Below are 26,301 nucleotides of genomic sequence, written 5' to 3'. Positions count from 1 at the left end.
GTATAAATTGATCTGAGTTGTTTGATGTAAAGCTGGTATGGGTGCAGTAAATTATGTTTCATATTTAGTATTTAATCTTCTTATGGCAATGAATTACAGAATGTAAAAAAGTCGTTTGCTGATAATGCTTGAATTCTTTCTGACAGGCCTTATTAATACGATTTCTTCTAAACGATTTCTTATTGTTATCTACGATTTTTTGCTGTCTTTTATCCTAACCACTGTAGGTTGTTTTTGGTTACAATGTGGTGCCTGTCTGTGTATTTCTGACAGACAAAATTTCATTTTTTGAGTATAGATTCTGCTGTGGCTGGCGGTTGTGGACGGTTATGACTTATCAAGTATTGGCGCGTAAATGGCGGCCGAAAAGGTTTGCTGATTTAGTGGGGCAGGAGCATGTGGTTAAGGCATTGGTGAATGCGCTTGATAAAGGCCGTTTGCACCATGCGTATATGCTGACTGGAACACGTGGTGTAGGTAAAACTACCATCGCCCGTATTCTGGCTAAAAGCCTCAATTGTTTGCATGTTGAACATGGCGAACCGTGTAATCAGTGCGATTCATGCCGTCAGATTGATGCTGGACGCTTCGTTGATGTACTGGAAATTGATGCGGCCTCTAATACAGGGATTGATAATATCCGTGAGGTGCTGGAAAACGCGCAGTATGCACCTACGATGGGACGCTATAAGGTATATATTATTGACGAAGTGCATATGCTGTCCAAAAGTGCATTCAATGCCATGCTTAAAACGCTGGAAGAACCACCCGAACATGTGAAGTTTATTCTGGCTACAACCGACCCACAAAAAGTACCGATTACAGTATTGAGCCGCTGCCTCCAATTTGTGTTGCGTAATTTGAACAGCACGCAGGTGCACGATCATCTGGTTTATGTATTACAGCAGGAACAGATTGATTATGAAGATGCGGCATTGCTGCTGTTGGGTAGAGCGGCTGCCGGTTCCATGCGCGATGCGCTTAGTTTGCTTGATCAGGCAATTGCAATTGGTTCTGGCAAGGTGACCGAAGCAAATGTGCGCAATATGATTGGCGCGGTGGATAAAAGCTATTTGTATGCTTTACTGGAAGCGCTGGCTACAGGTGATGGAAAAGCTTTGTTATCCAAGGCTGAAGAAATGGCTAGCTGTGCAGTGGGTTTTGACAGTGCGCTGACAGAGCTGGCTTTATTGTTACAACGTTTAACTATTTTGCAAACAGTGCCTTCTGCCATTGCATCGGATGAACCTGAATATGCGGCTTTAACCCGCTTTGCCGGCCAGTTTTCTGGTGAGCAAATACAACTCTACTATCAATGCGCTTTACGAGGTAAAGCGGATTTACCTCTGGCACCGGATGAGAAGGCTGGGTTCGTAATGACTTTGCTGCGCATGTTGGCTTTTACACCACTTGCTGCAGTAAATACTCAACTTCTGCATGGTCAGCTTAGCGGCACTCAACTGCAAAATCCGCCGGATAGTAATCTTCTGGTTGCTGAAGGACAATATTTTAAATCTGTGGAGACACCAGTATCTGCGGATATATCGGGTAACGAAGGGGTGAGCACTGATGCTGAGCAAAATGTACAGGCAGAGCCCGCTACACACGTGGAAACCACCCCAGCAGCAACATCTAGTGGTATTGATTATCAGGCAGTTCCACCTGATGTGAATGCTCATAGATCAGCAATGGCTGATGAGGGGTTACCACCTCCGTGGGAAGATGTTCCTTCAGATTTGCCTGATGCAGTTGATGACAATTCTATGCCACCGCCTTTGTTAACCTCTGATGAGCCTGATGTGTCTGAGCAGTTTTCTACTCCACAGTTGGAGGTTGACTCAGGCAGCTTAGCTGCTGATCAAGCTGATAAAACACAACCGGAAATACTTCAGAATAGTTTTCCGCCTCTAAGTGCTGAGAACTGGCCAGAAATATTAACTTTGCTGGCACACCGGCTTGGAGCTGTACAGTTGTTCAGCCAACATTCTGCCGTTGCTGCCTATGAAGAACATACTGGTGAATTGACGATTGCGCTTGCAGAGCAGGGAGAACCGACAGCTAACCGTGAATTATTAACGCGGTTAGCTGAAACTCTTTCGGAAGTTTATAAGCGGCCGATTCGGCTGCAGACTTGCAGCTGGCAAGAACAAAGTACGCTGGAAACACCGCAGATGCGTCAACAGCGTCTGCATGCTGAAGCTCAGCAGCAGGCACAATCGATTCTGGAAGCGCAGCCAGCGGTAAAAATGCTAATGGATACCTTTAACGCAAGTTGGATTCCTGAAAGCTTGCGTCTGGCTGAAGATTAATTACAATATTTGGTTTAATTTTTTCCGTTTAAATTTGAAGTAAAAGGAAGTTGCTATGTTTGGAAAAGCAGGTTTAGGTGGTTTGATGAAGCAGGCGCAGCAGATGCAGGAACGCATGAAAAAAGCGCAGGCAGAACTGGCTAATGTGGAAGTGGAAGGTGAATCTGGAGCCGGAATGGTTAAGGTAACCATGAATTGTCATTACGGGGTTAAGCGTATTCATATTGATGACACTCTGCTTGCCGATGCAGCTGAAGATAAAGAAATGCTAGAAGATTTGATTGCGGCTGCGGTAAATGATGCAGTGCGTAAGGCTGAGGCCACTTCTTCTGAACGGATGGGGCAGTTTACGCAAGGTATGAATCTGCCTGCTGGTATGGGTGATTTCTTTAAATAATTTATTACACAGGGAGGGTGATTTGGATGAGTTGCTCTTCCTTTTATCTTAAAAAATAGCATAAATTGGCTGAACATGCGTTTGCAGCGGCTTTTTCCTTTTAGCTTTTGCCATGCGGTAATTGATTTAAATCTGAAATAAAATCAATCAAATGGCTGTTGCCGCTAATTGTATATTGGCTGATAAATTAAATCTTCAGCAGCGTGTTAATGAGTAATAGAATGAGCACAAAAAACACTGATGCTTTGAGCCGTTTAACCAATGCGTTAAAAGTCTTGCCGAATGTGGGACCTAAAACGGCACAGCGTATGGCTTATGAATTACTACAGCATAAGCGTGCTGGTGCAGAGGAGTTAGTCGCTGCTATTCAGGCCGCTTTGTTACAGGTGCATCATTGTCGGTTGTGCAATACTTTTTGCGAAGGTGAATTGTGTGCCATCTGTGCGGATAAAACTCGTGACGCGAAGCGGCTGATGATTGTGCAGATGCCAGTGGATGTAGCCAGTATGGAATCAGCGAATTGTCATGATGGGCTGTATTTTGTGCTGATGGGACAGGTAAACCCGACACAGGGCGCAGATTTACAGGCTATAGCGCTGGATAAGCTGGTTACAAGGTTACAGGAATATGAAGTAGAAGAGATTATTATTGCTACGAGTTTTACAGCTGAAGGTGATGCTACGGCTTATGTCCTGTCGCAGTTGCTTACGGATTTTCCAGCTAAAATTACGCGGCTGGCTCGCGGTATGCCTCTGGGTGGAGAGCTGGAGTATGTCGATGCCGGTACCTTGGCGCAGGCTGTCTATGAACGACGGAATATAAAATAAATTTTGGCAGTATTAATTTTTGATTCGTATTTTTCTTATTATTTGTTGTAGCTGAAGATTGGTTTAATCTTTAGCTTTTTTTATTTTGATTGGACTTTTATTGGGGAAAATAACGCTTTGAAAGAAGTTTTCTCAAAATAGAGCTGATAATTCTGGCATGGTGAGATAAGCAGGAATTGTTATCTAGTTAAAAATTATGGCAGGCTGAGCAATTTATTCCGCTTAAAAAATTTGATTGTTGCAGCCTGCCGATAATGTCTTTTGATGTTACCAGTTGTTTTTCTAATTTTTAAACACTTAAGACTGAGTTAATTCAAGCCATTACTACAGTCTATACTGGATTTATTTTTTGTCTAGGGTTTCACTCAGAAACAGCTGATAAGCAGCATTATGCGTCTGTTCCTGATATTGATAACCAAGGTGTTCCAAAAATGTATGGAATTTTTCTGTATCAGAAGGAGGAATATCCAGACCCACTAATACGCGGCCGAAATCTGCACCATGGTTGCGGTAATGAAACAGGGAAATATTCCAGTCAGACTGCATGTGTAACAGAAAGCGTTTTAATGCGCCTGGCCGCTCTGGGAACTCAAAGCTTATCAGGCGCTCATTGGCTACTTTTCCAGTGCGACCGCCCACCATATAGCGGATATGCAGTTTGGCCATTTCGTTATGAGTTAAGTCAATGGTAGGTAGACCGTTGCTGTTTAGTTCCTGTGCAATCTTCTGTAAATCGGCGATGTCGTTACTCTGGATCCCGACAAAAATATGCGCTTTCTGGTTATCCCCGTAGCGATAATTGAATTCTGTAATACTGCGGTTGCCTATCAGTTCAATAAAGTGGCGGAAGCTGCCCGGTTTTTCCGGTATGGTAACAGCAAAAATACCTTCATGGCCTTCGGTCAGCTCACAACGTTCGGATACATAACGAAGCTGATGAAAGTTCATGTTGGCACCACTTGTGACTGCTATCAAATTTTGATGCTGGCACTGATTCTTTGCGATATATGCTTTTAGGCCGGCTAGGGCAAGTGCACCTGAGGTTTCGGTAATGCTGCGAGTATCATCGAAGATATCTTTTATCGCCGCACAAATGCTGTCGGAATCGACAATGATGATGTCGTCTAAAAGGTCGCGGCACAAAGCAAATGTTTCTTCGCCCACCAGTTTGACGGCGGTGCCGTCGGCAAATAGGCCAACTTCAGATAATTCGATGCGTTTACCTGCTGCAATGGATTGTTTCATGGCACAAGCATCTTCGGTTTCAACGCCGATTACTTTGATTTCTGGACGTACGTTTTTGATATAGGCGGCAACGCCAGCAGCGAGGCCACCACCACCGATGGCTACAAAAACTGCATCTATTGGTTTGGCATGCTGACGCAGAATTTCCATGCCAATGGTGCCTTGTCCGGCAATCACATCAGGATCATCAAACGGCGGAATGTAGGTTAAGCCGCTTTCGGCAACCAGTTGCATGGCGTGGTTATAAGCATCGTTGTATGACTCACCGGCCAATACAACTTTTCCTCCCCGTTTTCTGACGGCATCAATTTTGATTTGTGGTGTGGTTTGAGGCATGACAATTGTTGCTTCACATCCTAGTTTTTGCGCAGACAAAGCTACACCCTGTGCATGGTTGCCAGCTGAAGCAGTAATAACCCCTTTTTTTAGAGTAGTTTTGTCCAGCTTGGCCATTTTGTTGTAGGCGCCACGGATTTTAAAAGAAAATACCGGCTGTAAATCTTCACGTTTTAGCCAGATGTGGTTGTTGAGTCTGTCGGATAGGTTGGTGGCATAATCCAAAGGCGTTTCAATGGCCACGTCGTAAACAGCGGCGGTGAGTATGCGGGTAAGGTAGTTTGCGTGTTTGTTCATGATTGCTTATAAAGAAGAGTCTGATTTTATTATGCAGATTATCTGCTTAACGGAATTAATCAAAAATTAACGATAACGCGGCTGTTTTTTTTATGCAAGTAAATTTGCCAATATCGCTTATCTAGTGCGGTCAAATGTTTATAATATCCGGTTAAAGATTGGGTGAATGCAGGCAAAGCCGATTTTGAATGTGCTAAAAAAATTATGAGAAATTTAATTTGTGGACTATGGGCAACGATATTGCTGGCAGTTCTGCCAATGACGCAGGCAGTAGAATTGCCTGTGATTAATGCTGCAGCGTATGCGGTGGCGGATGAGCAAAGCGGGATGATTCTGGCAAGCCGTGATAAGGATGCTCGGATTGAACCTGCAGCCTTGACTAAGCTGATGACGGCTTACTTAGTTTTTGATGCTTTGCAAAGTGGCAAACTGAAAGCTCGTCAGCAATTGCAGGTTTCTTCGACTGGTTGGCAGACAGACGGCAGCAGAATGTTTTTACAGCAGGGTGTGCCGGTACAGGCTGAAACAGTGGTGCAGGGTATGTTGGTGATTTCTGCCAATGATGCGGCAATAACGCTGGCTGAAGCAGTGGGCGGCAGTGAAAAAGCCTTTGTACAACGTATGAATACACAAGCGCAGAAAATGGGGCTGCATCACACCCATTTTATGAATTGCACCGGTTTGCCGGCACAAGGACAATACAGTAGTGTGGGAGATTTGCTGATATTAGCACAGAGACTGGTTAGTGATTTTCCACAGTATCAAAAATGGTTTGCTAAGAAATCATTTAGTTATAACGGAGTAACGCAGTTAAACCAAAATCTGCTGTTGTTTCGCGATGATCAGGTGGATGGTCTGGCTGTAGGGTATAGTATTAATGGCGGATATAATCTGGCTGTAAGCAGCAAGCGCAATGACCGCAGTAATATTGCAGTACTCGTAGGTGCAGACAGCAGTGAGGCCAGAGCTGCTGAAGGCAGTAAGCTATTAAGCTGGGCTCTGACTTCTTTCAATACGGTGCGCTTATATCCGGCGGGACATAAACTTGCAGATATCACTGTTTACAAGGGTGCACATCGAAAGGTGCCAGTCGGATTTTTGCGTGATACCTATGTTACTGTGCCTGCTAATGGAGCTAAAGAGCTTGTAATTGAACTAGATGCTGTACAGCCTGTAGTGGCACCTGTGTATAAAGGTCAGAATATAGGGACGTTAAAGCTTCTGGCTGGAAACCAGACAATTGCTGAACAGCAGGTGGTAGCACTGCATAATGTGGATGAGGCGGGTTGGTTCAGTCGCTGGCTGGATAGTGTTGCTTTGTGGTGGCACAATCTTTTTCACAAAGCAAAATAGCTGCGCCGGTTGAGAAAGAAGCAAGTGGCTTTTGATAGCATAAAATAGGTAAAACTGTTCAGGAACCTAACAATAATAAAAAACCCATCATATTGATGGGTTTTTGCTTTTTACTTATTTATTCATAGGGGTGTTGCAGCAAAATAGTTTCTTCGCGATCTGGGCCGGTAGAAATCATGGCAATTGGTGCACCACAGATTTCTTCAATGCGTTTCAGATAAGCTTTAGCATTAGCCGGTAATGCATCGTAGGTTTTCAGGCCGAAGGTACTTTCTTTCCATCCAGGCATGGTTTCATAAATAGGTGTGCAAGCGGAGACAGCATCTGAACCGCAAGGCAGAATATCTATTTTTTCACCATTATAATCGTAACCAACGCAGATGTTGATGCTGTCCATACCATCCATTACATCCAGCTTAGTAACACATAAACCAGAGATACCATTTACCTGAATGGAACGTTTCATCAGTGCGGCATCGAACCAGCCGCAGCGGCGCGGACGTCCGGTAACAGCACCGAATTCATTACCGCGTTGGGCCAGACCTTCGCCCACGTTGTCAAAGAGTTCTGTCGGGAACGGACCTGAGCCAACGCGAGTAGTATAGGCTTTGACGATGCCCAGAACATAATCGATTTTAGTTGGTCCGACACCAGAACCGACTGTTGCAGCACCGGCAATACAGTTGGAAGAGGTAACAAAAGGATAAGTGCCATAATCGATATCGAGGAACGTGCCTTGTGCTCCTTCAAAAAGTAATGATTCGCCGCTTGCGTTCATATCGTTCAGCTCGCGTGAAACGTCCCCAACCATCGGCCGTATCTGGTCTGCCAGTTCTAAAGTTTGCTGATAGATTTTATCTGCATCCAGAGCTTCTTGTCCGTACAGGCCAGTAAGCTGGCAGTTATAGATAGCAACAGCATCTTTAATTTTTTGCTCTAAGACATCTGGCTGAAACAAATCCATTATCCGTACTGCTCGCCGAGCAATTTTATCTTCATAGGCCGGACCAATACCACGGCCGGTGGTACCGATTTTTTTATCGCCTTTGGCTGCTTCACGGGCATGATCCAGTGCAATATGGTAAGGTAATATTAAGGGACAAGTTGGGGCAATTGTCAGCTGTTTGGTGACATCAATACCGGCTTGCTGTAATTCAGCCATTTCACTCAGTAAGGCCTCTGGTGATACCACCACGCCAGAGCCGATAAAACAGCGTTTTCCTGTATGTAAAATACCGCTTGGAATTAGTCGCAATACGGTTTTTTTTCCGTTGACTACGAGAGTATGACCCGCATTATGTCCGCCCTGATAACGTACCACGCCGGAGGCACGTTCGGTCAGCCAGTCTACAATTTTACCTTTGCCTTCATCACCCCATTGGGTACCGACAACGACGACGTTTTTTGCCATATAGATTTACCTGCTCATACTAAAGGTTGGTTATTGCTCCAAAGGAATCAGTTGCCATTGCTGGTTTTGCCAGACAAGTTGGCGGTCGCATCCTTTAACTTCGTTGCATTCAGGAGTGTAATCAATGATGACACATTCACCGGCTGAACGCAGTTGCTCTATTTCGTTTTTTGCAGCGGGGCCATCGTGCACGCTGACTTTTATGCCGCGTAGTTTTTCTACTGGTGGCAGATGCCCAATTAAATCTCGTAAGTCAAAACTGAATCCTGAGGCTGGGCGGCTACGGCCAAAATATTTGCCCAATCCATCATAACGGCCGCCTCGTGCCAACGCATCTGGCCAGTCTTCACTGTAGGCGGCAAACAGTAATCCGGTATGGTAATTGTCTACTCGCAGTTCGCTCAGATCGATAAAGATGCTGTTGCTAGCAAAAGCCGCACATATTTGCTGAAGCTGTTGTAGTGCTATGCTGATTTCAGGTAAGTCAGGCAAGATGGTGCGGGCGGTCTGTAATACTTCTTGCGTTCCATATAGGGTGGGTAAGGCGATGAAGGCATCAATCCACTGTTGCGAAAGCTGCCATTGCAGGACACATTTTTCGACGGCTGAGGCGTCTTTTGCCTGCATTAGCTGTAATAGTGAAGCAGCTTGCTGATCATCCAGTCCGGCAGCTTCAGCTAAAGCATAAAAAATACCGATGTGCCCCAGCGATAAGGTGGGTGCAGAAACATTAACGATAGCTAAACTTTTCAGCATTAAATCAATCAGCTCAATATCTGCATCGATACCTGCGTGGCCATATAGTTCGGCACCAATCTGTAAAGGTTCACGAGTGCTCAGAAAGCCGTCAGGTCTTGCATGTAATACTGGACCGGCATAGCACAGACGGTTTAGGCCGCTGTTGGCAGAAAGTAAATGTGCGTCAATACGGGCTACCTGCGGGGTGATATCTGCACGCAGACCCAGTTGCCGGCCGCTAAGCTGGTCGACAACTCGGATGGTTTTAAGAGACAAACCTTCATCAATACGGGTAAGTAAAGATTGGCTATACTCAAGCAGAGGAGGGCAGACGAGTTCGTAGCCATGAACGCGATAAAGTGCTAACAGCTGTTCTTTGGCGCTTTCCAGCTGGCGCGCCGCAGAAGGAAGGATGTCGGCAATGTATTCGGGCAATTGCCAAGACTGCATTGATATTCCTTACAAAATACAAGCCACACTGCAGCGGAAGCAACAGTGTGACATGGACATGAAAAGGCAGGAAAATGCTGTGCCTGTGGTCTGTTAAAACATCACTTTATCACAATTTAACGTTTTTATACCAGAGGCAATACTGGCTGGCTTACCATTTTACCCAGCCTGTTACCCAAGTTAGCAGGATGATGCCGCCAAATATGATTCGGTACCAAGCAAAGGGAATATAGTTTTTGTGGGCAACGAAGCGCAGTAATGCTTTGACTGCCACCAGAGCAGAAAGAAAAGCGGCAATGAAGCCAATGGCAATCAGCAGCAAATCATCGCGAGTAAATTCATTCAAATGTTTGAGCATGTCGTAGCCAGTAGCGGCAATCATCACCGGTACGGCCAGAAAAAAAGAAAATTCGGTAGCGGCTTTGCGTTCAATACCCCACATCATGCCACCCATAATGGTACTGCCGGAACGGGAGGTACCCGGAATTAGTGCCAGAATTTGTGCTAGTCCTACGACGAGGGCATCACGCGGACGCATTTCCTCTACGCTGCGTACTTTGGGCTGACAACGGGTTTGACGTTTTTCAATCCATAAAATCAATAGGCCGCCGATAACCAGTGCAGTAGCAACGGTAATGGGGTTGAAGAGATAATGTTTGATTTGTTCGCTAAAGAGCAAACCCATGATGGCGGCAGGAATAAAGGCAATGGCAAGATTGAGAACAAAACGGTTAGTGGCTGGTTCTTTGCCGATATGCGTGATGATGTGGGCAAAGCGGTGTTTGTATTCGAAAATAATGGCGAGGATGGCACCTAGCTGAATAGTGATGTCAAATACTTCGCCAGTGGTCTGAAATTTAAGCAGGTTGCCAACAACAATTAGATGGCCGGTACTGGAAACCGGTAAAAATTCGGTTAAGCCTTCTACGATGCCCAGTATTAGAGCTTTGAGAAACAGGACAATATCCATTTTATTTACTGTACTTTATAAATTGAAGCCACAAATTCTATGCAAAACAATAGTGTGTTTGAGGGAAACACACTATTGTTTTAAATCACAGGCTGAAATCTACCGATTTGCAGAAGCAGCTAGTGATGCGCCTATGCTTTTTGGTAGTTTACGTGCGCTTGCAGCACGTGCGCTATTCTCATTGCGTACTTTTTCAATTAATTCATTCAGGGTTTTCATTCCTGCTGCAAATCCTTGCGGAAATTTAAGTTCGTATTTGCCGCCTACAATTACAGTTGGTGTGGAGAGGATATTGTATTTTTCACCCATTTTACGCATGCTGGTAGCGGCGGCGGCATTTTCCAGACTGTTGTAAGATTTAACCAATTTTTGTCCGTCAAAGGCGGTTTGCTGTACCGCCCATTTATTGAATACTTCCGGCCGCCATAATTCAATGTGCTTGTTGAAAATGGCGTCGAAAATCAGCGGGTCTGCCTGTAATTTCATATTGGTGCTGTTAACTGCGGCGGCGACACGGGCAAGATTGTAGTATACGTCATCATCCCAGACTACATGTACTGGACGCAGGTAGGTATCGGGGGCGAAAGATTTCATTTCCTTGAGCATATAGGGTTCAAGGTGGGAGCAATGGATACAGCTGTAGGAGAAAAATTCCAGTACTTCTACTTTGTCTTTATGTAGCTGCGGTATAGGTTTGTCCAGCACAACGTAATCTACGTTAACGAGTGAAGCATGTACTAGGCCACTGGCGAATACCAATGAAGTGGCCATGATGGTAATAATTTTTTTTAGCATGTTGATTTCCTGTTTTTTTATGAAAGCTGAGTAACTCAGGATGCTGCTCTGGTCAGGCTATCGATATTATGTTGTTGCAGTATCTTTTTAATCTGGCCAGCTTGATTCTGGTTCAGATTGTCTGTCTGTACACGGTATTTGGTTGTGCCGTTGACTTTAGCTGTCTGTACTGTGCTATTGATACCGAGCATCACCAGTTTAGCGCGTTGGGCATCGGCATCGGTACGACTGCTGTAGGAACCGATCTGCAGATAGACTTTATTGCCAGTATGTTGTTTTTCTGCTGCCTGCTGAGCTTTTTCCAGACTGCCGTTGCTGAGTATCTGTTCGGGGGTGACATGAGTCTTGCTACCACCTGAGGGTACTTTTTTGGGTGTTTTAGCCGGCTCTTTATGCTCTTCATTTGGTCTGGTTGCCGGTGTATGCACGCCTGTAACCTGATTTTCAATGCCCCCGATGTTTAGCGGTTCTGAGGCAGGGGGCACAGTCTGCGACTGGCTGTTTGAAGATGCTGATGCTGCACCATCGGGAATGAATGGCTGGGTTGCAGATGCGCCGTTATCTGGAGTGAGTATTTCCGGCTTTTGTGGCGCAGATGCCTCAGGGATAGCTGGGGTTTTGAAATCAGACTTGCTTTTATTCAGGTAAAACAGGATACCGGCGATGATGGCAGTTGCTATCAATAAGCCGACGATAAAGCTGATTAATCCTTTACCTGCCTGACGAATCGATGTGTACTTATGCATGTTGAAAGCCTTTATGTTGGCATTTTATACGGCAAATTTTAATCAGGGCCGGATGCTTGTTTAGGGGAGGTGGCATCTGTTATTTTGCCCTATTTCATATTATAAAGCACGGCGAAAACTTATGGCGCGCAAAATGTGCCCGTTTCCAACGTCATGGTTATCATCCATATCGGCCAGAGTTCGGGCAATACGTAATATTCGGTGAAAACTGCGGGCTGAAAGGGATAGTTTTTCAATGGCACCGGCTAAAGTCTGTTTGGCTTCGCTGCTAATGCGAGCGATGTTGTCCAGCTCGCGGTTGCTTAGCTGAGCATTAATTTTACCCTGACGCTGATACTGGCGTGCACGGGCGGTGCTGACTCGTTCGCGGATACTACAGCTGCTTTCACCGTCTGCCTGCTGAATCAAGTCACTAGCTGGCAAGCTGGGTACTTCAATAATGAGATCTATGCGATCGAGGAGGGGTCCGGAAATTTTGTTGCGGTAGCGCACTATGGCTTCAGGTGTACAACGGCATGCTCGTACTGAGTGACCTAGATAACCGCATGGACAAGGGTTCATGGCTGCTATCAGCTGGAATTTGGCCGGATAAGTTGCCTGCCGTGCTGCACGGGAAATGTGTATTTCGCCACTTTCTAAAGGTTCTCGCAGCACTTCAAGTACTTTGCGGTCAAATTCTGGCAGTTCATCCAGAAACAGAATGCCATGGTGGGCTAAAGATATTTCACCTGGACGTGGATCAGAACCACCGCCGACCAATGCAACAGCAGAGGTGCTATGATGCGGAGAGCGAAATGGACGATTTTGCTGGTATTGTTGTTGTCCGTGTGGCAACAGTGACTGTAAAGACCAAACGCTGACCAATTCAGTGGCGGTCAGTGGCGGAAGAATGCCCGGAAGACGTTGTGCAAGCATGGATTTACCGGTACCGGGAGGCCCAGACATGAGCAGACTATGGCCACCAGCGGCTGCGATTTCCAGTGCCAGCCGTGCAGTTTGTTGTCCGCGTACATCGGCCATATCTGGATAGCTGATTTCAGTAGGATACTGATGCAGATGTTCGGTATTTATGGCTTTAAGTGGCTGTTCATAATTGAGATGAGCAACTACAGCTGCAAGTGTTTCGGCTCCAAAGACTTGTGCTTCTGGTAGAAGAGCTGTTTGATAAGCATTGTCTTGAGGCAGGATAAAGGCACGCTGTGCTTGCCGTGCTGCTTCCGCCATAGCGATGGCTCCGCGAATAGGCCTTATTTGGCCGGATAAGCCAAGTTCCCCGGCCAGTTCATAAGTCTGTAGTGCGCTTGGATCAATCTGGCCGGAAGCGGCCAATATGCCGATGGCGATGGGTAGATCAAAACGACCAGATTCTTTGGGTAAATCTGCGGGAGCTAAATTAACGGTAATTTTTTTTGCTGGAAAATCAAACCCAGACTGAATAATAGCTGCTCTGACGCGGTCGCGGCTTTCTTTAACTTCTGTATCCGGTAATCCTACTATACTAAATGCTGGTAGACCGTTGGCCAGATGTGCTTCTACTTCTACTAATGGTGCTGCCATGCCAGCCAGTGCACGACTATATACAACTGCCCATGACATGGCTTATTTCCTTAGGCAGGTGAAGTGTTATTATTTTCTGCGGAGGATATTGGTTGTGCGCTGTCGGTGTTGCTGTTTTGTGCCAGTAAAGCTTCCAGTGCTATCACGCGGCTTTCCAGTTCAGCCAGTTTTTCCCTAGTTTTAAGAAGAACCTGCTGCTGGATATCAAATTCTTCACGGGTAATCAGATCCATGCGATTAAAAGCACTTCCTAGCATGGATTTAACATTTTTTTCCATGTCTTTGATGGGGCTATTGCTGATGGTATCACCGAGTTTTTCGCTGATATCGTCAAAAAATTTTTTGCTGAGCATGGCGTGAATCCTTTTGATGGCAAGGTAATCAATGTGTGTGATTGTACGGGTGAAAGCGCCGGCGATGCAATGCTTATATAGTATTCAGGGGGCGGAAAATACAATATTGTAATGTTGTCCATCCAATGTTAGGTCGCCGAGAAAATCGTTGCGTTCATCCACACATACAGGGAGCACAGCGTGATGAGCAGTCCAGAGGCCATTTCCCTGTGACTTAAAGTCTGTACGATTGAAACCCAAATCCATGTTGCGCATAGTGAAATGGATGCTAATGCGTTTAACTGATGAAGGCACCTGCCGCATAGTGATATTAAAGGGTTTGGTAACGTCTGCCGGTGGGGTGAACTGGATAATGGCACCACCAGGCAGTATGCAGCCGTTGCGTATGTTGCAGTTACTAAGTGTGCTTTGTGCATCTATACGGCTGTTTTGCCAGAATATTATGCCAATAATGAACGGTACGGCCACAATGAATATCAGTAAGCCGATGATAACGGCTGTTGAATTTTTAGCAGGCTGGGACATGATGTTGGCAAAAAGTTTCAGTTTAGAATTGGTAAATGAGAATAAATAGGTAGCGGATTTTTAAATGGTATTTATTTACTTATTCCTGCTCGTGGATGATGCCATGTGCACCTAGATTCATCCAATCGGGTTGCGGTGTTGTTAAACCAGTTTTCTTTTGAAAAACCATGACAGGCACACTTGAGGGCTCTTGTTGTAACAGGGTAAGCAGTAATTTTATATCATCGATACTGGATATTGGCCAGATAATGGCAGCAGCTGATTGTGCCTGCTGCCACTGTTCACGGCTAGAGCAGATTGCCCAGATATGGTCTATAGGGTGTTGTTGTGCCAAATACTGTAATTGATTGGCTGGTGCATATATGCTGGTTGCTGCGGCAATACCAGAGTGATAAGGCAGTATTTTGAGCTGCGGCTCTTGGACAGAGACAGTGTGAAAACCGGTATTAAACTGCCCTCTCATCTTCGTAGGAATGGACAGAGCCGCCAAAATAGGCGCATTAGCCGGTAACATGGGTGTTACTGTAAGCTTACCCGGTTGCTGCCAGCACCAGCTTTGTTGCTCCCGAGCGCAAAGTTGTCCCTGCCATTGTCTGGCACCAATACGATAGAAATGCAGGTGAACATGGGCGTGTTCATATTTGTGAATTTTGGTGAGCCATGGGGTGGCTTGGATGACGTCAATGCCTAGCTCTTCTTTGAATTCGCGCTGTAGGGCGGTTAGATAGGTTTCACCTGTTTCTACTTTTCCACCGGCAAATTCCCAGTAGCCGGCATAAGCTTTACCTGCTGGACGGGAGCTAAGCAAAAATTCTCCTTGTGGGTTGTATAGTACGCCGGCTACAACTTCTACCAGTTTGTCGGTATTCATTTAAGATACTCAGCTACGACAAATGCCACAATATAATTTTCTTCATCGGTGAGGCTGAGATGGATACGGCCGATGTTTTTTTGGCTGAGCCATTGTGCTAAGGGTTTTTCTACTATAAATTCCGGACGGCCCAGCTCATTGTGACCGATGCCAATGTTTCGAAGCGTGACCGGGCTACGCAAACCGGTATGTACGGCTTTGGCAAATGCTTCTTTGGCGGCAAAGCGCTTTGCGAGAAATTGAACCGGCTGATTAGCTGAAGGCCATTCCAGTGCTTCTATCCGAGATAGCATTTTTTCAGCCACGGCATTGGCTCCGTAGGTTTTGCACATTTTGGCGATGCGATCGATTTTGACTAAGTCTGTACCTATGCCGTAAATCATTTTGTCCCTTTTACTGCTGAAAGATTAATAAGGAATACTGCGCGCACGGAAGATGGCGGTCTTCATTTGTTCGATGGCTTGGGGGAGACCGATAAAAATGGCCTGTGCAATCAATGCGTGGCCGATATTCAGTTCCTGAATAGCCAGAATTTTCGCTATGGGGGCGACGTTATGAATGTTCAGACCATGTCCAGCGTTGACGATGATACCCATTTCGCTGGCCTGATGGGCTGCTTCTTCAATACGAGCAAGCTGCTGCCTTCTCTGCTGTGGGGCGGCATCAGCATAGGCACCAGTATGCAGTTCGATAACGGGTGCAGCTACTTCGCGGCAGGCCTGTATCTGATTGCTGTCGGCATCAACAAATAAGGAAACACGAATACCGGCCGCTGTGAGCTTTTGAATATATTCTGCTACTTTATCCTGTTGCGATAATACATCTAGCCCGCCTTCGGTAGTAATTTCCTGCCTTTTTTCCGGCACGATGCACACATCAGCAGGTTGAACAGCCAGTGCGTTGTCCAGCATCTCCGGCGTGAGTGCCATTTCCAAATTTAAACGTGTGCTGATGGCATTTCTGACAGCAAATACATCGGCATCATGAATATGGCGCCGGTCTTCGCGTAAGTGCATGGTAATGAGGTCTGCACCATGCGTTTCAGCCAATAGTGCTGCTTCTAGCGGACTCGGGTAAATACTGCCGCGGGCATTGCGCACGGTGGCAACGTGATCGATATTGACGCCAAGTAGCATGTGCTTTTACCTAGAATTGATTATGGATAGGTTACGATACTTTAGCCTTGTAGGGCTGTAAAGAAAAACGTTTTAATTTTGTCCAGCGGGAAATAAATCATCTTCAAAGAGGTCAGGATTGTTTTCAGGTGTATCGCTACGCAGATGGCAGACTACATGTAAATCGGTTTCTGCTTTACAGCAGCAAGGCAGAATTTCTTCTGCTGCAATAAATGCCAAGGGCTGTTCTGGATAGCTTACTTGTCCGGAAAGCAGTCTGAGGCGGCACGAACCACAATAACCACTGCGACACTGATATTCTACTTCGTGCCCGGTACGTTCCAGACCTTCCAGCAGGGTTTCGTCCTGTTGCAGAGTGAAGGTTTTGTCGCTAGTGGTGATTAAAGCCATGTTTGGTATTATTGTATTTCGGTCAGTTCTGTCAGCTTGGTTTATTTTGGAAAGTCTGGATTTATAGCTCGAAATCGCTTAAATCGTCTTCACTGAGTTCTGCGTCAATCTGGCCGACAAGATAAGAACTAACTTCTACCTCCTGTGGTGCCACCTGAACGTTGTCGGAAGAAAGCCAGGCATTTATCCAAGGTATCGGGTTTTGCTTGGCATGCTCAAAGGCTGGTGGTAAGCCGACAGCCTGCATGCGCAGGTTGGTGATGTATTCGACATACTGACCAAGAATGTCTTTATTCAGGCCAATCATAGAACCGTCTTTAAACAAATATTCCGCCCAGTCTTTTTCCTGCATAGCAGCACGACGGAAAAGCTGAAAGCATTCCTCTTCGGTTTCGGCAGCAATCTGTGCCATTTCAGGGTCGTCGGCGCCAGTACGCATTAGATTAAGCATCTGCTGGGTACCAGTAAGATGCAATGCTTCGTCACGGGCAATCAGTTTGATAATTTTGGCATTGCCTTCCATCAGTTCGCGTTCGGCAAAGGCGAAGGAACAGGCAAAAGATACATAAAAACGAATGGCTTCGAGTACGTTTACGCACATCAGACACAAATAGAGTTTTTTCTTCAGTTCATGCAGGTCGATGACTACAGTTTTACCGTTAATCTGGTGTTCGCCGATACCCAGCAAATTGTAGTATTGAGTATATTCGATTAAATCATCGTAGTAGCAGGCAATTTCTTCAGCACGGGCAATAATGTGTTTGTTTTGTACAATGTCATCAAATACGATGGATGGATCGTTGACGATATTGCGGATGATGTGTGTATAACTGCGGGAGTGAATGGTTTCAGAAAATGACCATGTTTCAATCCATGTTTCCAGCTCGGGTATGGATACCAAGGGCAGCAGAGCTACATTGGGGCTGCGACCCTGAATGGAATCAAGTAATGTTTGGTATTTCAGATTGCTGATAAAAATGTGCTTTTCATGCTCGGGTAGGTTGGCGTAGTCGATACGATCGCGCGATACGTCTACTTCTTCCGGACGCCAAAAGAATGATAATTGCTTTTCAATCAGTTTTTCAAAAATATCAAATTTTTGCTGATCATAGCGGGCAACATTTACTGGCTGACCGAAGAACATCGGTTCTGTCAGGGCGTTATTTGGTTTCTGACAGAATGTGCTGTAGTTCATTGACAGATGTTCACAGGCCATGATGTTACTCTTTATTTAGGTTAATGAATGGAATGGGAAATAAAAGGGTGCATGAGCACCCAGGAATCATATCTTACATGCACCGCTGGCGCAGCCGTCATCTTGAATGCTGGTCTGCATGTCGTCGGCTCCATCGCGGGTATTCTGGTAATAGAGGGTTTTCAGGCCAAATTTATAGGCGGTAAGTAAATCTTTAATTAATTGTTTCATCGGTACTTTCTGCCCTTCAAACCGCTGCGGGTCGTAATTGGTATTGGCTGAAATAGATTGATCGATGAATTTTTGCATAATACCTACTAAATGCAGGTAGCCTTCATTATTTGGCATATCCCATAATAGCTCATATTCGTCGTGCAGACGTTCGAACTCTGGCACAACTTGTTTGAGAATGCCGTCTTTGGAGGCTTTTACGGATACTAGTCCGCGCGGAGGTTCGATGCCATTGGTGGCATTGGCAATTTGACTGGATGTTTCTGATGGCATCAGTGCAGTGAGTGTTGAATTGCGCAATCCATGTTTGACAATATCGGCACGCAGTGCTTCCCAGTCTAGATGAAGTGGCTCCTGACAGATTTTATCCAGATCTTTTTTGTAAGTATCAATCGGCAGTAAGCCTTGAGCGTATGTAGTATCGCTGAATTTAGGACATGCGCCCAGCTCTTTGGCCAGTTTGACTGAAGCTTTGAGTAGATAGTACTGAATGGCTTCAAAGGTGCGGTGGGTAAGACTGATGGCAGAACCATCGCTGTATTTTACGCCGTTTTTGGCCAGATAGTAGGCAAAGTTAATAACGCCGATGCCAAGTGTACGCCGGTTCATCGTAGCCAGTTCGGCCGCTTTGATTGGATAGTTTTGGTAATCCAGCAGAGCATCTAACGCACGGGTAGCTAGTTCGGCCAGCTCTTCCAGCTCTTCGAGATTCTTTAGTGCACCCAAATTGAAAGCGGATAAGGTACAAAGCGCAATTTCTCCGTCTGGATCGTTTATGTCGTTCAACGGACGGGTCGGCAGGGCGATTTCCAGACATAGATTAGACTGACGTACCGGTGCTAGCTTAGGGTCAAATGGACTGTGAGTGTTGCAATGGTCGACGTTCTGGATATAAATGCGGCCGGTTCCAGCTCGCTCCTGCATTAATAATGAGAATAAGTCTATAGCCGGAATACTGCGGCTATGGATGCTATCGTCTTTTTCGTATAAGGCATACAGGCGTTCAAACTCATCCTGATCGGCAAAAAAAGCATCATATAGCCCAGGTACTTCTGAAGGAGAGAATAAGGTAATATTTTCACCTTTAATCAACCGAGTATAAAGCAGACGATTAATCTGCACACCATAATCAAGATGGCGAACGCGGTTTTCTTCTACACCACGGTTGTTTTTAAGTACAAGTAGGTTTTCTACTTCTAGATGCCACAAAGGATAGAATAGTGTGGCCGCACCGCCACGTACGCCTCCTTGTGAGCAGGATTTAACTGCTGCCTGAAACATTTTGTAAAATGGGATACAGCCAGTGTGTTGAGCTTCGCCGCCGCGAATTTCGCTGCCCAGTGCACGGATGCGTCCAGCGTTAATGCCGATGCCGGCACGCTGCGATACATATTTCACGATGGCGCTGGTGGTAGCGTTGATGCTGTCTAGACTGTCATCACATTCTATCAGGACACAAGAAGAAAATTGGCGGGTTGGAGTGCGCACGCCGGACATAATCGGCGTGGGTAGGGAAATTTTGAACGTGCTGATAGCATGATAGAATTTTTTAACATATTCCAACCTAGTGGCCTGCGGGTAGCGTGCAAACAGACACATAGCCACCAACATATATAAAAACTGCGGGCTTTCAAAAATTTGTCTGGTGACGCGATTTTGTACCAGATATTTACCTTCCAGCTGTTTTACAGCAGCATAGGAAAAAGTTAAATCCCGGTTATGGTCTATACAATTGTTGAGCTCATCGAATTCAGCACGGGAGTAGTCAGTTAGGATATGTTCATCGTATTTGCCTGACTGAGTCAGGCTGGTGACATGATCATATAAATGGGGCGGTTCAAACTGGCCAAAAGCGATTTTCCGCAGGTGGAATATTGCCAGCCGTGCAGCCAGATACTGATAATCTGGCGTTTCGGTAGAAATCAGGTCAGCCGCAGCCTTAATGATGGTTTCGTGAATGTCGTCTGTGCGGATGCCGTTGTAAAACTGAATGTGTGAGCGCATTTCTACCTGAGATACGGATACGTTATCCAGTCCTTCAGCCGCCCAAGTAACAACTTGATGAATTTTATCCAGATTGATGTCTTCCAAACGGCCGTTTCGTTTGGTTACTTTTATATTGGCTACCGCATTCATGAGTTATTCTTTCTAGCACAAGTAAAGCAGAAAAAAACAGTGACAACACAAAATGTAGTGGTCAACTGTTATTCTGAACACAATATACTGGTTTTTTGCTTTAAAAAAAAGACTTGTCAAAACCGACTATATCCGCTTCTTCATAACGAATGGGTTAAGTGATGTAATGATTTTGTTGATAGACAAATGGTTTGGCTAAGTTTGGCGTGTTTTGAATTAAAGTGTAAAAATTGCTATCTATTTTTAATTTGTATTAGTTTTTTTTTATCAGCTTTTAAATCTATGCTGTATCTGGCTAGTTTTACTAATAAAAATGAAAACTGTCTAAAATATAAGCTGTGTACCACTTCACTTATTTTTAGACAGTCGTAATCGTATTTCGCTTTTAGTGTTGCAATAGTGACTCATCTAATTTCAAGTCATTGTTATAATTAATGCTTATTTGACTGTCGAGTACTTTTTGGGCGATGGCCTTGGCTTCTTCCAATGAGTGCATAGTATAGCTGCCACACTGATAACGGTTCAGTTCAGGTATCTGGTTTTGGTTGGCTACAGATAGCACATCCTGCATCGCAGCAGCCCATGCACCGGCTACTGTGGCTTCATCTGGTGAGCCAATCAGACTCATGTAAAAGCCGGTGCGGCAGCCCATGGGAGAAATATCGATAATTTCCACATTGTTGCTGTTGAGATGATCGCGCATAAAACCAGCAAACAGATGTTCGAGTGTGTGCATGCCTTTTTCCGGCAGGATGTCCTGATTGGGGTGACAGAAGCGTAAATCAAATACGGTAATTTCGTCCCCTTTAGGAGTAGACATGGTTTTGGCTATGCGTACTGCCGGGGCATGCATACGGGTATGGTCTACTGTAAAACTATCCAGTAATGGCATGATGTTTCCTTTGTCGATGTTAGCCTAAAACTTTGCGGGCACTGGCAAATAGGCGGTACCAGCCAGACATTTCTGGCCAGTTACGCGGTGCCCAGCTCATTTGTGCGGTCTGGAAGACCCGTTCCGGATGCGGCATCATAATGGTTACTCGCCCATCCTGACTACACACACCGGCAATACCAGCCGGAGAACCGTTAGGGTTCAGCGGATAAGTATTTGTGACCTGATTGTGACCGTCTACGTATTGCAGAGCAATGTCTAGCTCCGACGGCAAATCAGACTGTGGCAGATGGCTGAAATCTGCTCGTCCTTCTCCGTGACTCACCACTACCGGTAAGCTGCTGCCGGCCATATCGGCCAAAATCAATGATGTTGATTTTGGCACGGTCACCATACTCAGGCGAGCTTCAAACTGTTCGGAAATGTTGCGGCGAAAACGTGGCCACAATTGTGCACCTGGGATTATTTCAGCTAAATTGCTCAGCATTTGGCAGCCATTGCATACACCCAGTGTCAGCGTGTCCTGACGGGCAAAAAATTCGGCAAACTCATGCCGCAGTTGCTGATTAAAAAGAATACTTTTTGCCCATCCTTCACCGGCGCCGAGCACATCGCCATAGCTGAAACCACCGCAGGCAGCCAGTAGCTGAAAATCAGCGAGACTCACCCGTCCAGTAAGCAAATCACTCATATGTACATCATAAGCTTCAAAGCCAGCACGGCTGAAAGCAGCAGCCATTTCTAACTGCCCGTTGACGCCTTGTTCACGAAGTATGGCTGCTTTGGGCTGTTTGCCGCGCTGAATAAATGGCAAAGCAATATCTTCGGCCGGATCAAAGCTCAATTCAGCAAATAATCTGGGTAAATGCTCTTGTTCGAGTAAGGCAAACTCACTGTCTGCACAGTGCGGATTGTCGCGTAAGCGCTGCATGTGATAGCTGGTTTCGCTCCAGCTTTTTTGTAAATCTACACGGTTTTCATTTAACAGAACTGTATTTCCGTGATGTACCATCAAACGGTCAGTCGTATTGATGTGACCCAGTATGTGCAGGGCATCAGCCATACCGGCCTTGGCAAAAGTCTCTTGAATACTGGCTAAATCGGTATTGTGTATTTGAATCACTGCTCCCAGTTCTTCATTGAACAGGCAGCGTACTGCTGCATCCTGAAGTTTCTGGTTGTGACTCTGATCGTTGATTTGCCGGATTAACGAGGCAATGTCGATGGTGACGCCGATGTGCGCTGCAAACATCATTTCAGCCAGTGTGACCACTAACCCGCCATCGCTGCGGTCATGATAGGCCAGAATTTTCTGTTCCTGAATTAATGACTGAATGATGCGGAAAAAATCAGCCAGTAGAGAGGCGGAATTGACATCGGGAGCCTGACCAGTAAGATTTTTCCATACTTGTTGTAAGGCACTACCACCCATACGGCTGTGACCCTGTCCCAAATCAATTGCTAGCAGTGTAGTATCGGGTATATTTTGTAGCTCCGGTGTGACGGTGTGGCAGACGTTGTTTACTGGTGCAAAGGCGGTAATCACTGCTGTGAGTGGTGACACCACTCTTTTTTCCTCACCGGTATCATGCCAGATGGTTTGCATAGAGAGAGAATCTTTACCAACTGGTATACTCAGCTCTAGTTGCTGGCACAGTGTTGATACTGCTGCCACTGTTTCATATAGACGGGCATCTTCACCAGCAAAACCACAGGCTGCCATCCAGTTGGCAGAGAGTTTGATTTTATCTAGCGTGCCAATGTCTGCAGCAGCAATGTTGGTTACTGCTTCGCCGATGGCCATGCGTCCTGAAGCAGCGCCGGAAAATAAAGCCAGAGGTGATTTTTCACCCATGCTCATGGCCTCGCCCAGCAGCGTGTTAAAGCCCATTTTTGTTACGGCTACGTCTGCAACAGGAGTCTGGAATCGTCCGACCATCTGGTCACGATGGGTCAGTCCACCGACACTGCGGTCACCAATGGTAATTAAAAATTGTTTACTGGCTACGGTTGGCAGGCGTAATACACGGTACAGGCTTTCGCGTATGTCTAGCCTGCTGCCGTCAAAAGCTGGGATAAATTCGGTAACGGTACAATCAGTACAGGTAATTCGGGGTGGTTTGCCCAATAATACATCCAGCGAAATATCTACCGGCAGATTGTCAAATAAATCATCGCGTAACTTTAATTGCCCATCATCAGTGGCAGTGCCTACTATAGCGAACGGACACCGTTCACGCTGGCAAATGTTTTGAAAGGTAGCCAAATTTTGAGGCAATATAGCCAGCACATAGCGTTCCTGTGCTTCATTACACCAGATTTGCAGTGGGTTCAGGCCATGTTCTTCCAAGGGAATGCGGCGTAACTCAAATGTGGCACCGCGACCGGCATCGTTTACCAATTCGGGAAAGGCATTGGATAGACCGCCTGCACCGACATCGTGAATGGATATAACCGGATTATCGGTGCCCATCTGCCAGCAGCGGTCAATAACTTCTTGTGCCCGCCGTTCCATTTCTGGATTGCCGCGCTGTACGGAATCAAAATCCAGGTCGGCGTGATTAGCGCCGGTGCTCATGCTAGAAGCTGCGCCACCGCCCAGTCCGATTAGTAATCCCGGACCGCCAAGCTGAATAAGTAATGCTCCGGCTGGAATGGTATCTTTGAAAACCTGTTGTGCCTGAATATTTCCAAGACCGCCGGCAATCATGATTGGTTTGTGAAAACCACGCATAGTGCCGCTGAATAATTCTTCAAAGGTGCGGAAATAACCCAGCAAATTGGGGCGACCAAATTCGTTGTTAAAAGCTGCACTGCCTATCGGGCCATCAAGCATGATATCGAGGGCACTGCTGATGTGTGTCGGCTTACCGTACTGATTACGGCTGGCTGTGTATTGTTCCCAAGGCTGGGTAAATTCGGGGATCGAAAGGTTGGATACGCTGAAACCGCTCAACCCCGCTTTAGGACGAGCTCCTTTTCCGGTTGCGCCCTCATCGCGGATTTCTCCGCCCGAACCAGTGGCTGCACCAGCAAAGGGAGCAATGGCAGTCGGATGATTGTGGGTTTCCACTTTCATCAAAATGTGGGTTTCTTCCGCATTATATTGATATTGCTGTTGTTGATTAGGCTGCGGATAGAAGCGTTCAATATTCGCACCAGTAATAATGGATGAATTGTCTTTATATGCTACCAGTGTACCTTGGGGGTGTGCCTGATGAGTAGCGCGGATTAGGCTAAACAAGGATTGCGGCTGGGTTTTGCCATCAATAATAAATTCAGCATTAAAAATTTTGTGGCGACAATGTTCTGAATTTGCTTGTGCAAACATCATCAGCTCAACGTCGCTGGGATTGCGTTGTAGCTGCTGATAATTTTCTGCCAAATAATCAATTTCATCTGCAGACAAAGCTAAACCCATTTGCCGGTTGGCTGTTTCCAGTGCGCTTTTGCCATCAGCTAGTACGTCTATATAATTGAAGCTCTGTGCTGATGAGGTATGAAAAAGTTTTATTGCTTCTTTCTCTGACGTAAGCACACTTTCAGTCATGCGGTCATGCAATATTGTTTGCCATTTATCCTGTTCCTGCTGGCTGAGCTGGCGTGAAAAAGAATACAGAATACCACGCTCGATGCGTTCAATCATGCTCAGCCCACAATTGCGGGCAATATCGGTGGCTTTGGAGGACCAGGGAGAAATGGTGCCCAATCGAGGAATAATAAGTAGCTGAGTTCCAGACAGTTTGTGGCTGCTCTGTGGTCTGGCACGCAACAATTGTAATAATTTCTGTTGATTGTCGGATGTGATTTCGGCGGATGAAGCCACGAAATAGCGGTATTCGCTGTTTATCTGAATCTCGCAGTTCAGTTGCAGTTTTGCTGCCTGCTGTAACAGTTTTTCGATACGGAATGGTGAAAGTGCGGCCTCGCCGCACAGTGACAGTACAACTGACATGATGAGGTAAGCTCACTTTGATAGTGGGTTTTGGCTGAGGCGCAATTTTACGCGAAAAACAAGAGTTTTGCTTAATTTTATGTTGTAAGGCAGTGCTGGTTTGAGTTTCAGATAAGGTTATGGTAGTTTTTACTTGTGTGGATACAGTTATAGGGAAGTGCACGTATGAAAAAGATTGAAGCAATTGTAAAGCCTTTTAAACTGGACGATGTTCGGGAAGCATTGTCTGACGTTGGTTTTAGTGGCATGACTGTATCTGAGGTGAAAGGATTTGGGCGCCAGAAGGGGCACACAGAAATATATCGTGGTGCGGAGTATGCAGTGGATTTTTTACCCAAGGTAAAAATTGAGCTGGTATTGCCAGATGATCGGGTAGAGCAGGCTATTGAAACTATTGTAGCTGCCGCACATTCGGGCAAAATTGGTGATGGTAAAATTTTTGTGTTGCCAGTAGAAGAAGCGGTACGTATACGTACCGGTGAGCAGAACGAATCAGCTATTTAATCGCAGTCTTGAACTACAACCCGTCTGAAAGCGCAGACTATTAATAGTATCTGTGCATTTAGACGGTTTATTTTTGTTTGAAACTTAATGATTTAGTGACCCAGAATGCCGCCACAAGGCAAACATGATTAAACTGGCTATAAAAAATTTAAGTAGATCAAAACCGGCAAAGGGTAGATAGCCGAGTTCTACTGCATGATAAATGCCGATATGCAGATAAAATGCCAGATAAACAACTCCAAACACAAAAATAATTTGATGTGCCAGAGCAAATGCACATAAGCCGCTGAGAAAATGCCGATCATAGCCTCGCTCAGCAGCCAGTCCAGCCAGATAGGCACTGACAACAAATCCGTATAGGTAACCTGCAGAAGCCGATACCAGTACGTTAATGCCGCCATGGCCGCCAGCAAAAAAAGGCAATCCGCATGCACCAAGTAGTAAATACTCAAGTATAGCCAAAACACCAAGCTTGCGCCCAAGGCCGGCACCGGTTAGTAATACTGCGAGTGATTGCAGGGATAATGGCACTGGCTGCAATGGGATACTAATATTGGCGGATAAAGCCATCATTAATGCGGCGATGGTGGTGGCCAGTAGCTGGTACTGCCATCCTGTTAATGAATAGCGTTGATAAAGATAAGGTTGATGGGTTTGAGTCAGTGTAGTAATCATGAAACGC

Annotated in this window: 23 protein-coding genes; 5 read left to right on the top strand and 18 right to left on the bottom strand. The window is 45.7% G+C overall.

What is annotated here, in order from left to right; genetic code table 11:
* Positions 1–329: 329 nt before the first annotated feature.
* From dnaX to recR, 3 genes are all read left to right on the top strand, one after another.
* Positions 330–2,309, top strand: coding sequence for a DNA polymerase III subunit gamma/tau (gene dnaX, locus ACQP6D_RS02250; RefSeq protein WP_427857323.1), 1,980 nt, complete (start codon positions 330–332; stop codon positions 2,307–2,309).
* Between the two features lie 55 nt (positions 2,310–2,364).
* On the top strand, positions 2,365–2,706 hold the full coding sequence (locus tag ACQP6D_RS02245) for a YbaB/EbfC family nucleoid-associated protein (RefSeq protein ID WP_100139961.1): 342 nt from the start codon (positions 2,365–2,367) through the stop codon (positions 2,704–2,706).
* Between the two features lie 221 nt (positions 2,707–2,927).
* Positions 2,928–3,533 (top strand): recombination mediator RecR, encoded by a 606-nt coding sequence (recR, locus tag ACQP6D_RS02240; RefSeq protein ID WP_267408099.1) that lies wholly within the window; start codon positions 2,928–2,930, stop codon positions 3,531–3,533.
* 342 nt (positions 3,534–3,875) lie between these two features.
* On the opposite strand, the gene ilvA is transcribed toward recR, so the two are convergent.
* Complete coding sequence (gene ilvA / locus ACQP6D_RS02235) at positions 3,876–5,411, bottom strand: threonine ammonia-lyase, biosynthetic (protein WP_427857322.1); 1,536 nt, start codon at positions 5,409–5,411, stop codon at positions 3,876–3,878.
* 204 nt (positions 5,412–5,615) lie between these two features.
* Here ilvA and ACQP6D_RS02230 point away from each other — a divergent pair, with 204 nt between their 5' ends.
* Positions 5,616–6,764: a D-alanyl-D-alanine carboxypeptidase family protein gene (locus tag ACQP6D_RS02230; protein ID WP_427857321.1), complete on the top strand. Its 1,149-nt coding sequence runs from the start codon at positions 5,616–5,618 to the stop codon at positions 6,762–6,764.
* A gap of 118 nt (positions 6,765–6,882) precedes the next feature.
* On the opposite strand, the gene ACQP6D_RS02225 is transcribed toward ACQP6D_RS02230, so the two are convergent.
* The 16 genes from ACQP6D_RS02225 to purL all read right to left on the bottom strand — a co-directional run bounded on the left by ACQP6D_RS02225 (position 6,883) and on the right by purL (position 25,115).
* Complete coding sequence (locus ACQP6D_RS02225) at positions 6,883–8,175, bottom strand: adenylosuccinate synthase (RefSeq protein ID WP_427857320.1); 1,293 nt, start codon at positions 8,173–8,175, stop codon at positions 6,883–6,885.
* A 30-nt stretch (positions 8,176–8,205) separates the two neighbouring features.
* On the bottom strand, positions 8,206–9,363 hold the full coding sequence (locus ACQP6D_RS02220) for an ATP phosphoribosyltransferase regulatory subunit (RefSeq protein ID WP_427857319.1): 1,158 nt from the start codon (positions 9,361–9,363) through the stop codon (positions 8,206–8,208).
* Positions 9,364–9,514: 151 nt separating this feature from the next.
* The gene (locus ACQP6D_RS02215) at positions 9,515–10,333 is read right to left on the bottom strand and encodes an undecaprenyl-diphosphate phosphatase (RefSeq protein ID WP_100139967.1); all 819 of its coding nucleotides are present in this window, start codon (positions 10,331–10,333) and stop codon (positions 9,515–9,517) included.
* Positions 10,334–10,432: 99 nt separating this feature from the next.
* Positions 10,433–11,128: a thiol:disulfide interchange protein DsbA/DsbL gene (locus ACQP6D_RS02210; RefSeq protein WP_100139968.1), complete on the bottom strand. Its 696-nt coding sequence runs from the start codon at positions 11,126–11,128 to the stop codon at positions 10,433–10,435.
* 35 nt (positions 11,129–11,163) lie between these two features.
* Positions 11,164–11,874 carry an SPOR domain-containing protein gene (locus ACQP6D_RS02205; RefSeq protein WP_427857318.1) on the bottom strand — a complete coding sequence of 237 codons (711 nt, stop codon included), beginning with the start codon at positions 11,872–11,874 and terminating at the stop codon, positions 11,164–11,166.
* Between the two features lie 99 nt (positions 11,875–11,973).
* Positions 11,974–13,470 (bottom strand): YifB family Mg chelatase-like AAA ATPase, encoded by a 1,497-nt coding sequence (locus ACQP6D_RS02200; protein ID WP_427857317.1) that lies wholly within the window; start codon positions 13,468–13,470, stop codon positions 11,974–11,976.
* Positions 13,471–13,481: 11 nt separating this feature from the next.
* A complete protein-coding gene (locus ACQP6D_RS02195; RefSeq protein ID WP_370388960.1) occupies positions 13,482–13,784 on the bottom strand; it encodes an accessory factor UbiK family protein in 303 nt (100 codons plus the stop codon).
* A gap of 84 nt (positions 13,785–13,868) precedes the next feature.
* Positions 13,869–14,309 carry a hypothetical protein gene (locus ACQP6D_RS02190; RefSeq protein ID WP_367433824.1) on the bottom strand — a complete coding sequence of 147 codons (441 nt, stop codon included), beginning with the start codon at positions 14,307–14,309 and terminating at the stop codon, positions 13,869–13,871.
* Positions 14,310–14,388: 79 nt separating this feature from the next.
* Positions 14,389–15,180, bottom strand: a complete 792-nt coding sequence (locus tag ACQP6D_RS02185; RefSeq protein WP_427857316.1) for an NUDIX domain-containing protein — start codon at positions 15,178–15,180, stop codon at positions 14,389–14,391.
* Positions 15,177–15,563, bottom strand: a complete 387-nt coding sequence (gene acpS, locus ACQP6D_RS02180) for a holo-ACP synthase (RefSeq protein WP_100156850.1) — start codon at positions 15,561–15,563, stop codon at positions 15,177–15,179. Before acpS ends, ACQP6D_RS02185 begins: the two co-directional genes overlap by 4 nt.
* A gap of 24 nt (positions 15,564–15,587) precedes the next feature.
* Positions 15,588–16,316, bottom strand: a complete 729-nt coding sequence (locus tag ACQP6D_RS02175; protein ID WP_100139975.1) for a pyridoxine 5'-phosphate synthase — start codon at positions 16,314–16,316, stop codon at positions 15,588–15,590.
* 72 nt (positions 16,317–16,388) lie between these two features.
* Complete coding sequence (yfaE, locus tag ACQP6D_RS02170) at positions 16,389–16,706, bottom strand: class I ribonucleotide reductase maintenance protein YfaE (RefSeq protein WP_369608105.1); 318 nt, start codon at positions 16,704–16,706, stop codon at positions 16,389–16,391.
* 61 nt (positions 16,707–16,767) lie between these two features.
* Positions 16,768–17,901, bottom strand: coding sequence for a class Ia ribonucleoside-diphosphate reductase subunit beta (gene nrdB / locus ACQP6D_RS02165; protein WP_100152721.1), 1,134 nt, complete (start codon positions 17,899–17,901; stop codon positions 16,768–16,770).
* A gap of 87 nt (positions 17,902–17,988) precedes the next feature.
* On the bottom strand, positions 17,989–20,268 hold the full coding sequence (gene nrdA, locus ACQP6D_RS02160) for a class 1a ribonucleoside-diphosphate reductase subunit alpha (RefSeq protein ID WP_370387932.1): 2,280 nt from the start codon (positions 20,266–20,268) through the stop codon (positions 17,989–17,991).
* A gap of 385 nt (positions 20,269–20,653) precedes the next feature.
* Positions 20,654–21,160, bottom strand: a complete 507-nt coding sequence (gene luxS / locus ACQP6D_RS02155) for an S-ribosylhomocysteine lyase (protein ID WP_427857315.1) — start codon at positions 21,158–21,160, stop codon at positions 20,654–20,656.
* A gap of 19 nt (positions 21,161–21,179) precedes the next feature.
* On the bottom strand, positions 21,180–25,115 hold the full coding sequence (gene purL / locus ACQP6D_RS02150) for a phosphoribosylformylglycinamidine synthase (protein ID WP_427857314.1): 3,936 nt from the start codon (positions 25,113–25,115) through the stop codon (positions 21,180–21,182).
* Positions 25,116–25,280: 165 nt separating this feature from the next.
* Here purL and ACQP6D_RS02145 point away from each other — a divergent pair, with 165 nt between their 5' ends.
* A complete protein-coding gene (locus ACQP6D_RS02145) occupies positions 25,281–25,619 on the top strand; it encodes a P-II family nitrogen regulator (protein WP_100139980.1) in 339 nt (112 codons plus the stop codon).
* A gap of 84 nt (positions 25,620–25,703) precedes the next feature.
* Here ACQP6D_RS02145 and ACQP6D_RS02140 read toward each other — a convergent pair whose 3' ends face one another.
* Complete coding sequence (locus ACQP6D_RS02140; RefSeq protein WP_370386397.1) at positions 25,704–26,294, bottom strand: biotin transporter BioY; 591 nt, start codon at positions 26,292–26,294, stop codon at positions 25,704–25,706.
* Positions 26,295–26,301: the final 7 nt, after the last annotated feature.

Origin of the sequence: Snodgrassella sp. CS2 (assembly GCF_050310315.1) — a bacterium.
Lineage (GTDB): Bacteria > Pseudomonadota > Gammaproteobacteria > Burkholderiales > Neisseriaceae > Snodgrassella > Snodgrassella alvi_E.
This window is presented reverse-complemented; position numbering and strand designations above follow the sequence as displayed.

What these genes read in the sequence shown, in the direction of transcription:
- dnaX (WP_427857323.1), top strand. Translation starts at nt 330, where the DNA reads ATGACTTATCAAGTATTGGCGCGTAAATGGCGGCCGAAAAGGTTTGCT.
- ACQP6D_RS02245 (WP_100139961.1), top strand. Translation starts at nt 2,365, where the DNA reads ATGTTTGGAAAAGCAGGTTTAGGTGGTTTGATGAAGCAGGCGCAGCAG.
- recR (WP_267408099.1), top strand. Translation starts at nt 2,928, where the DNA reads ATGAGCACAAAAAACACTGATGCTTTGAGCCGTTTAACCAATGCGTTA.
- ilvA (WP_427857322.1), bottom strand. Translation starts at nt 5,411, where the DNA reads ATGAACAAACACGCAAACTACCTTACCCGCATACTCACCGCCGCTGTT.
- ACQP6D_RS02230 (WP_427857321.1), top strand. Translation starts at nt 5,616, where the DNA reads ATGAGAAATTTAATTTGTGGACTATGGGCAACGATATTGCTGGCAGTT.
- ACQP6D_RS02225 (WP_427857320.1), bottom strand. Translation starts at nt 8,175, where the DNA reads ATGGCAAAAAACGTCGTCGTTGTCGGTACCCAATGGGGTGATGAAGGC.
- ACQP6D_RS02220 (WP_427857319.1), bottom strand. Translation starts at nt 9,363, where the DNA reads ATGCAGTCTTGGCAATTGCCCGAATACATTGCCGACATCCTTCCTTCT.
- ACQP6D_RS02215 (WP_100139967.1), bottom strand. Translation starts at nt 10,333, where the DNA reads ATGGATATTGTCCTGTTTCTCAAAGCTCTAATACTGGGCATCGTAGAA.
- ACQP6D_RS02210 (WP_100139968.1), bottom strand. Translation starts at nt 11,128, where the DNA reads ATGCTAAAAAAAATTATTACCATCATGGCCACTTCATTGGTATTCGCC.
- ACQP6D_RS02205 (WP_427857318.1), bottom strand. Translation starts at nt 11,874, where the DNA reads ATGCATAAGTACACATCGATTCGTCAGGCAGGTAAAGGATTAATCAGC.
- ACQP6D_RS02200 (WP_427857317.1), bottom strand. Translation starts at nt 13,470, where the DNA reads ATGTCATGGGCAGTTGTATATAGTCGTGCACTGGCTGGCATGGCAGCA.
- ACQP6D_RS02195 (WP_370388960.1), bottom strand. Translation starts at nt 13,784, where the DNA reads ATGCTCAGCAAAAAATTTTTTGACGATATCAGCGAAAAACTCGGTGAT.
- ACQP6D_RS02190 (WP_367433824.1), bottom strand. Translation starts at nt 14,309, where the DNA reads ATGTCCCAGCCTGCTAAAAATTCAACAGCCGTTATCATCGGCTTACTG.
- ACQP6D_RS02185 (WP_427857316.1), bottom strand. Translation starts at nt 15,180, where the DNA reads ATGAATACCGACAAACTGGTAGAAGTTGTAGCCGGCGTACTATACAAC.
- acpS (WP_100156850.1), bottom strand. Translation starts at nt 15,563, where the DNA reads ATGATTTACGGCATAGGTACAGACTTAGTCAAAATCGATCGCATCGCC.
- ACQP6D_RS02175 (WP_100139975.1), bottom strand. Translation starts at nt 16,316, where the DNA reads ATGCTACTTGGCGTCAATATCGATCACGTTGCCACCGTGCGCAATGCC.
- yfaE (WP_369608105.1), bottom strand. Translation starts at nt 16,706, where the DNA reads ATGGCTTTAATCACCACTAGCGACAAAACCTTCACTCTGCAACAGGAC.
- nrdB (WP_100152721.1), bottom strand. Translation starts at nt 17,901, where the DNA reads ATGAACTACAGCACATTCTGTCAGAAACCAAATAACGCCCTGACAGAA.
- nrdA (WP_370387932.1), bottom strand. Translation starts at nt 20,268, where the DNA reads ATGAATGCGGTAGCCAATATAAAAGTAACCAAACGAAACGGCCGTTTG.
- luxS (WP_427857315.1), bottom strand. Translation starts at nt 21,160, where the DNA reads ATGCCATTACTGGATAGTTTTACAGTAGACCATACCCGTATGCATGCC.
- purL (WP_427857314.1), bottom strand. Translation starts at nt 25,115, where the DNA reads ATGTCAGTTGTACTGTCACTGTGCGGCGAGGCCGCACTTTCACCATTC.
- ACQP6D_RS02145 (WP_100139980.1), top strand. Translation starts at nt 25,281, where the DNA reads ATGAAAAAGATTGAAGCAATTGTAAAGCCTTTTAAACTGGACGATGTT.
- ACQP6D_RS02140 (WP_370386397.1), bottom strand. Translation starts at nt 26,294, where the DNA reads ATGATTACTACACTGACTCAAACCCATCAACCTTATCTTTATCAACGC.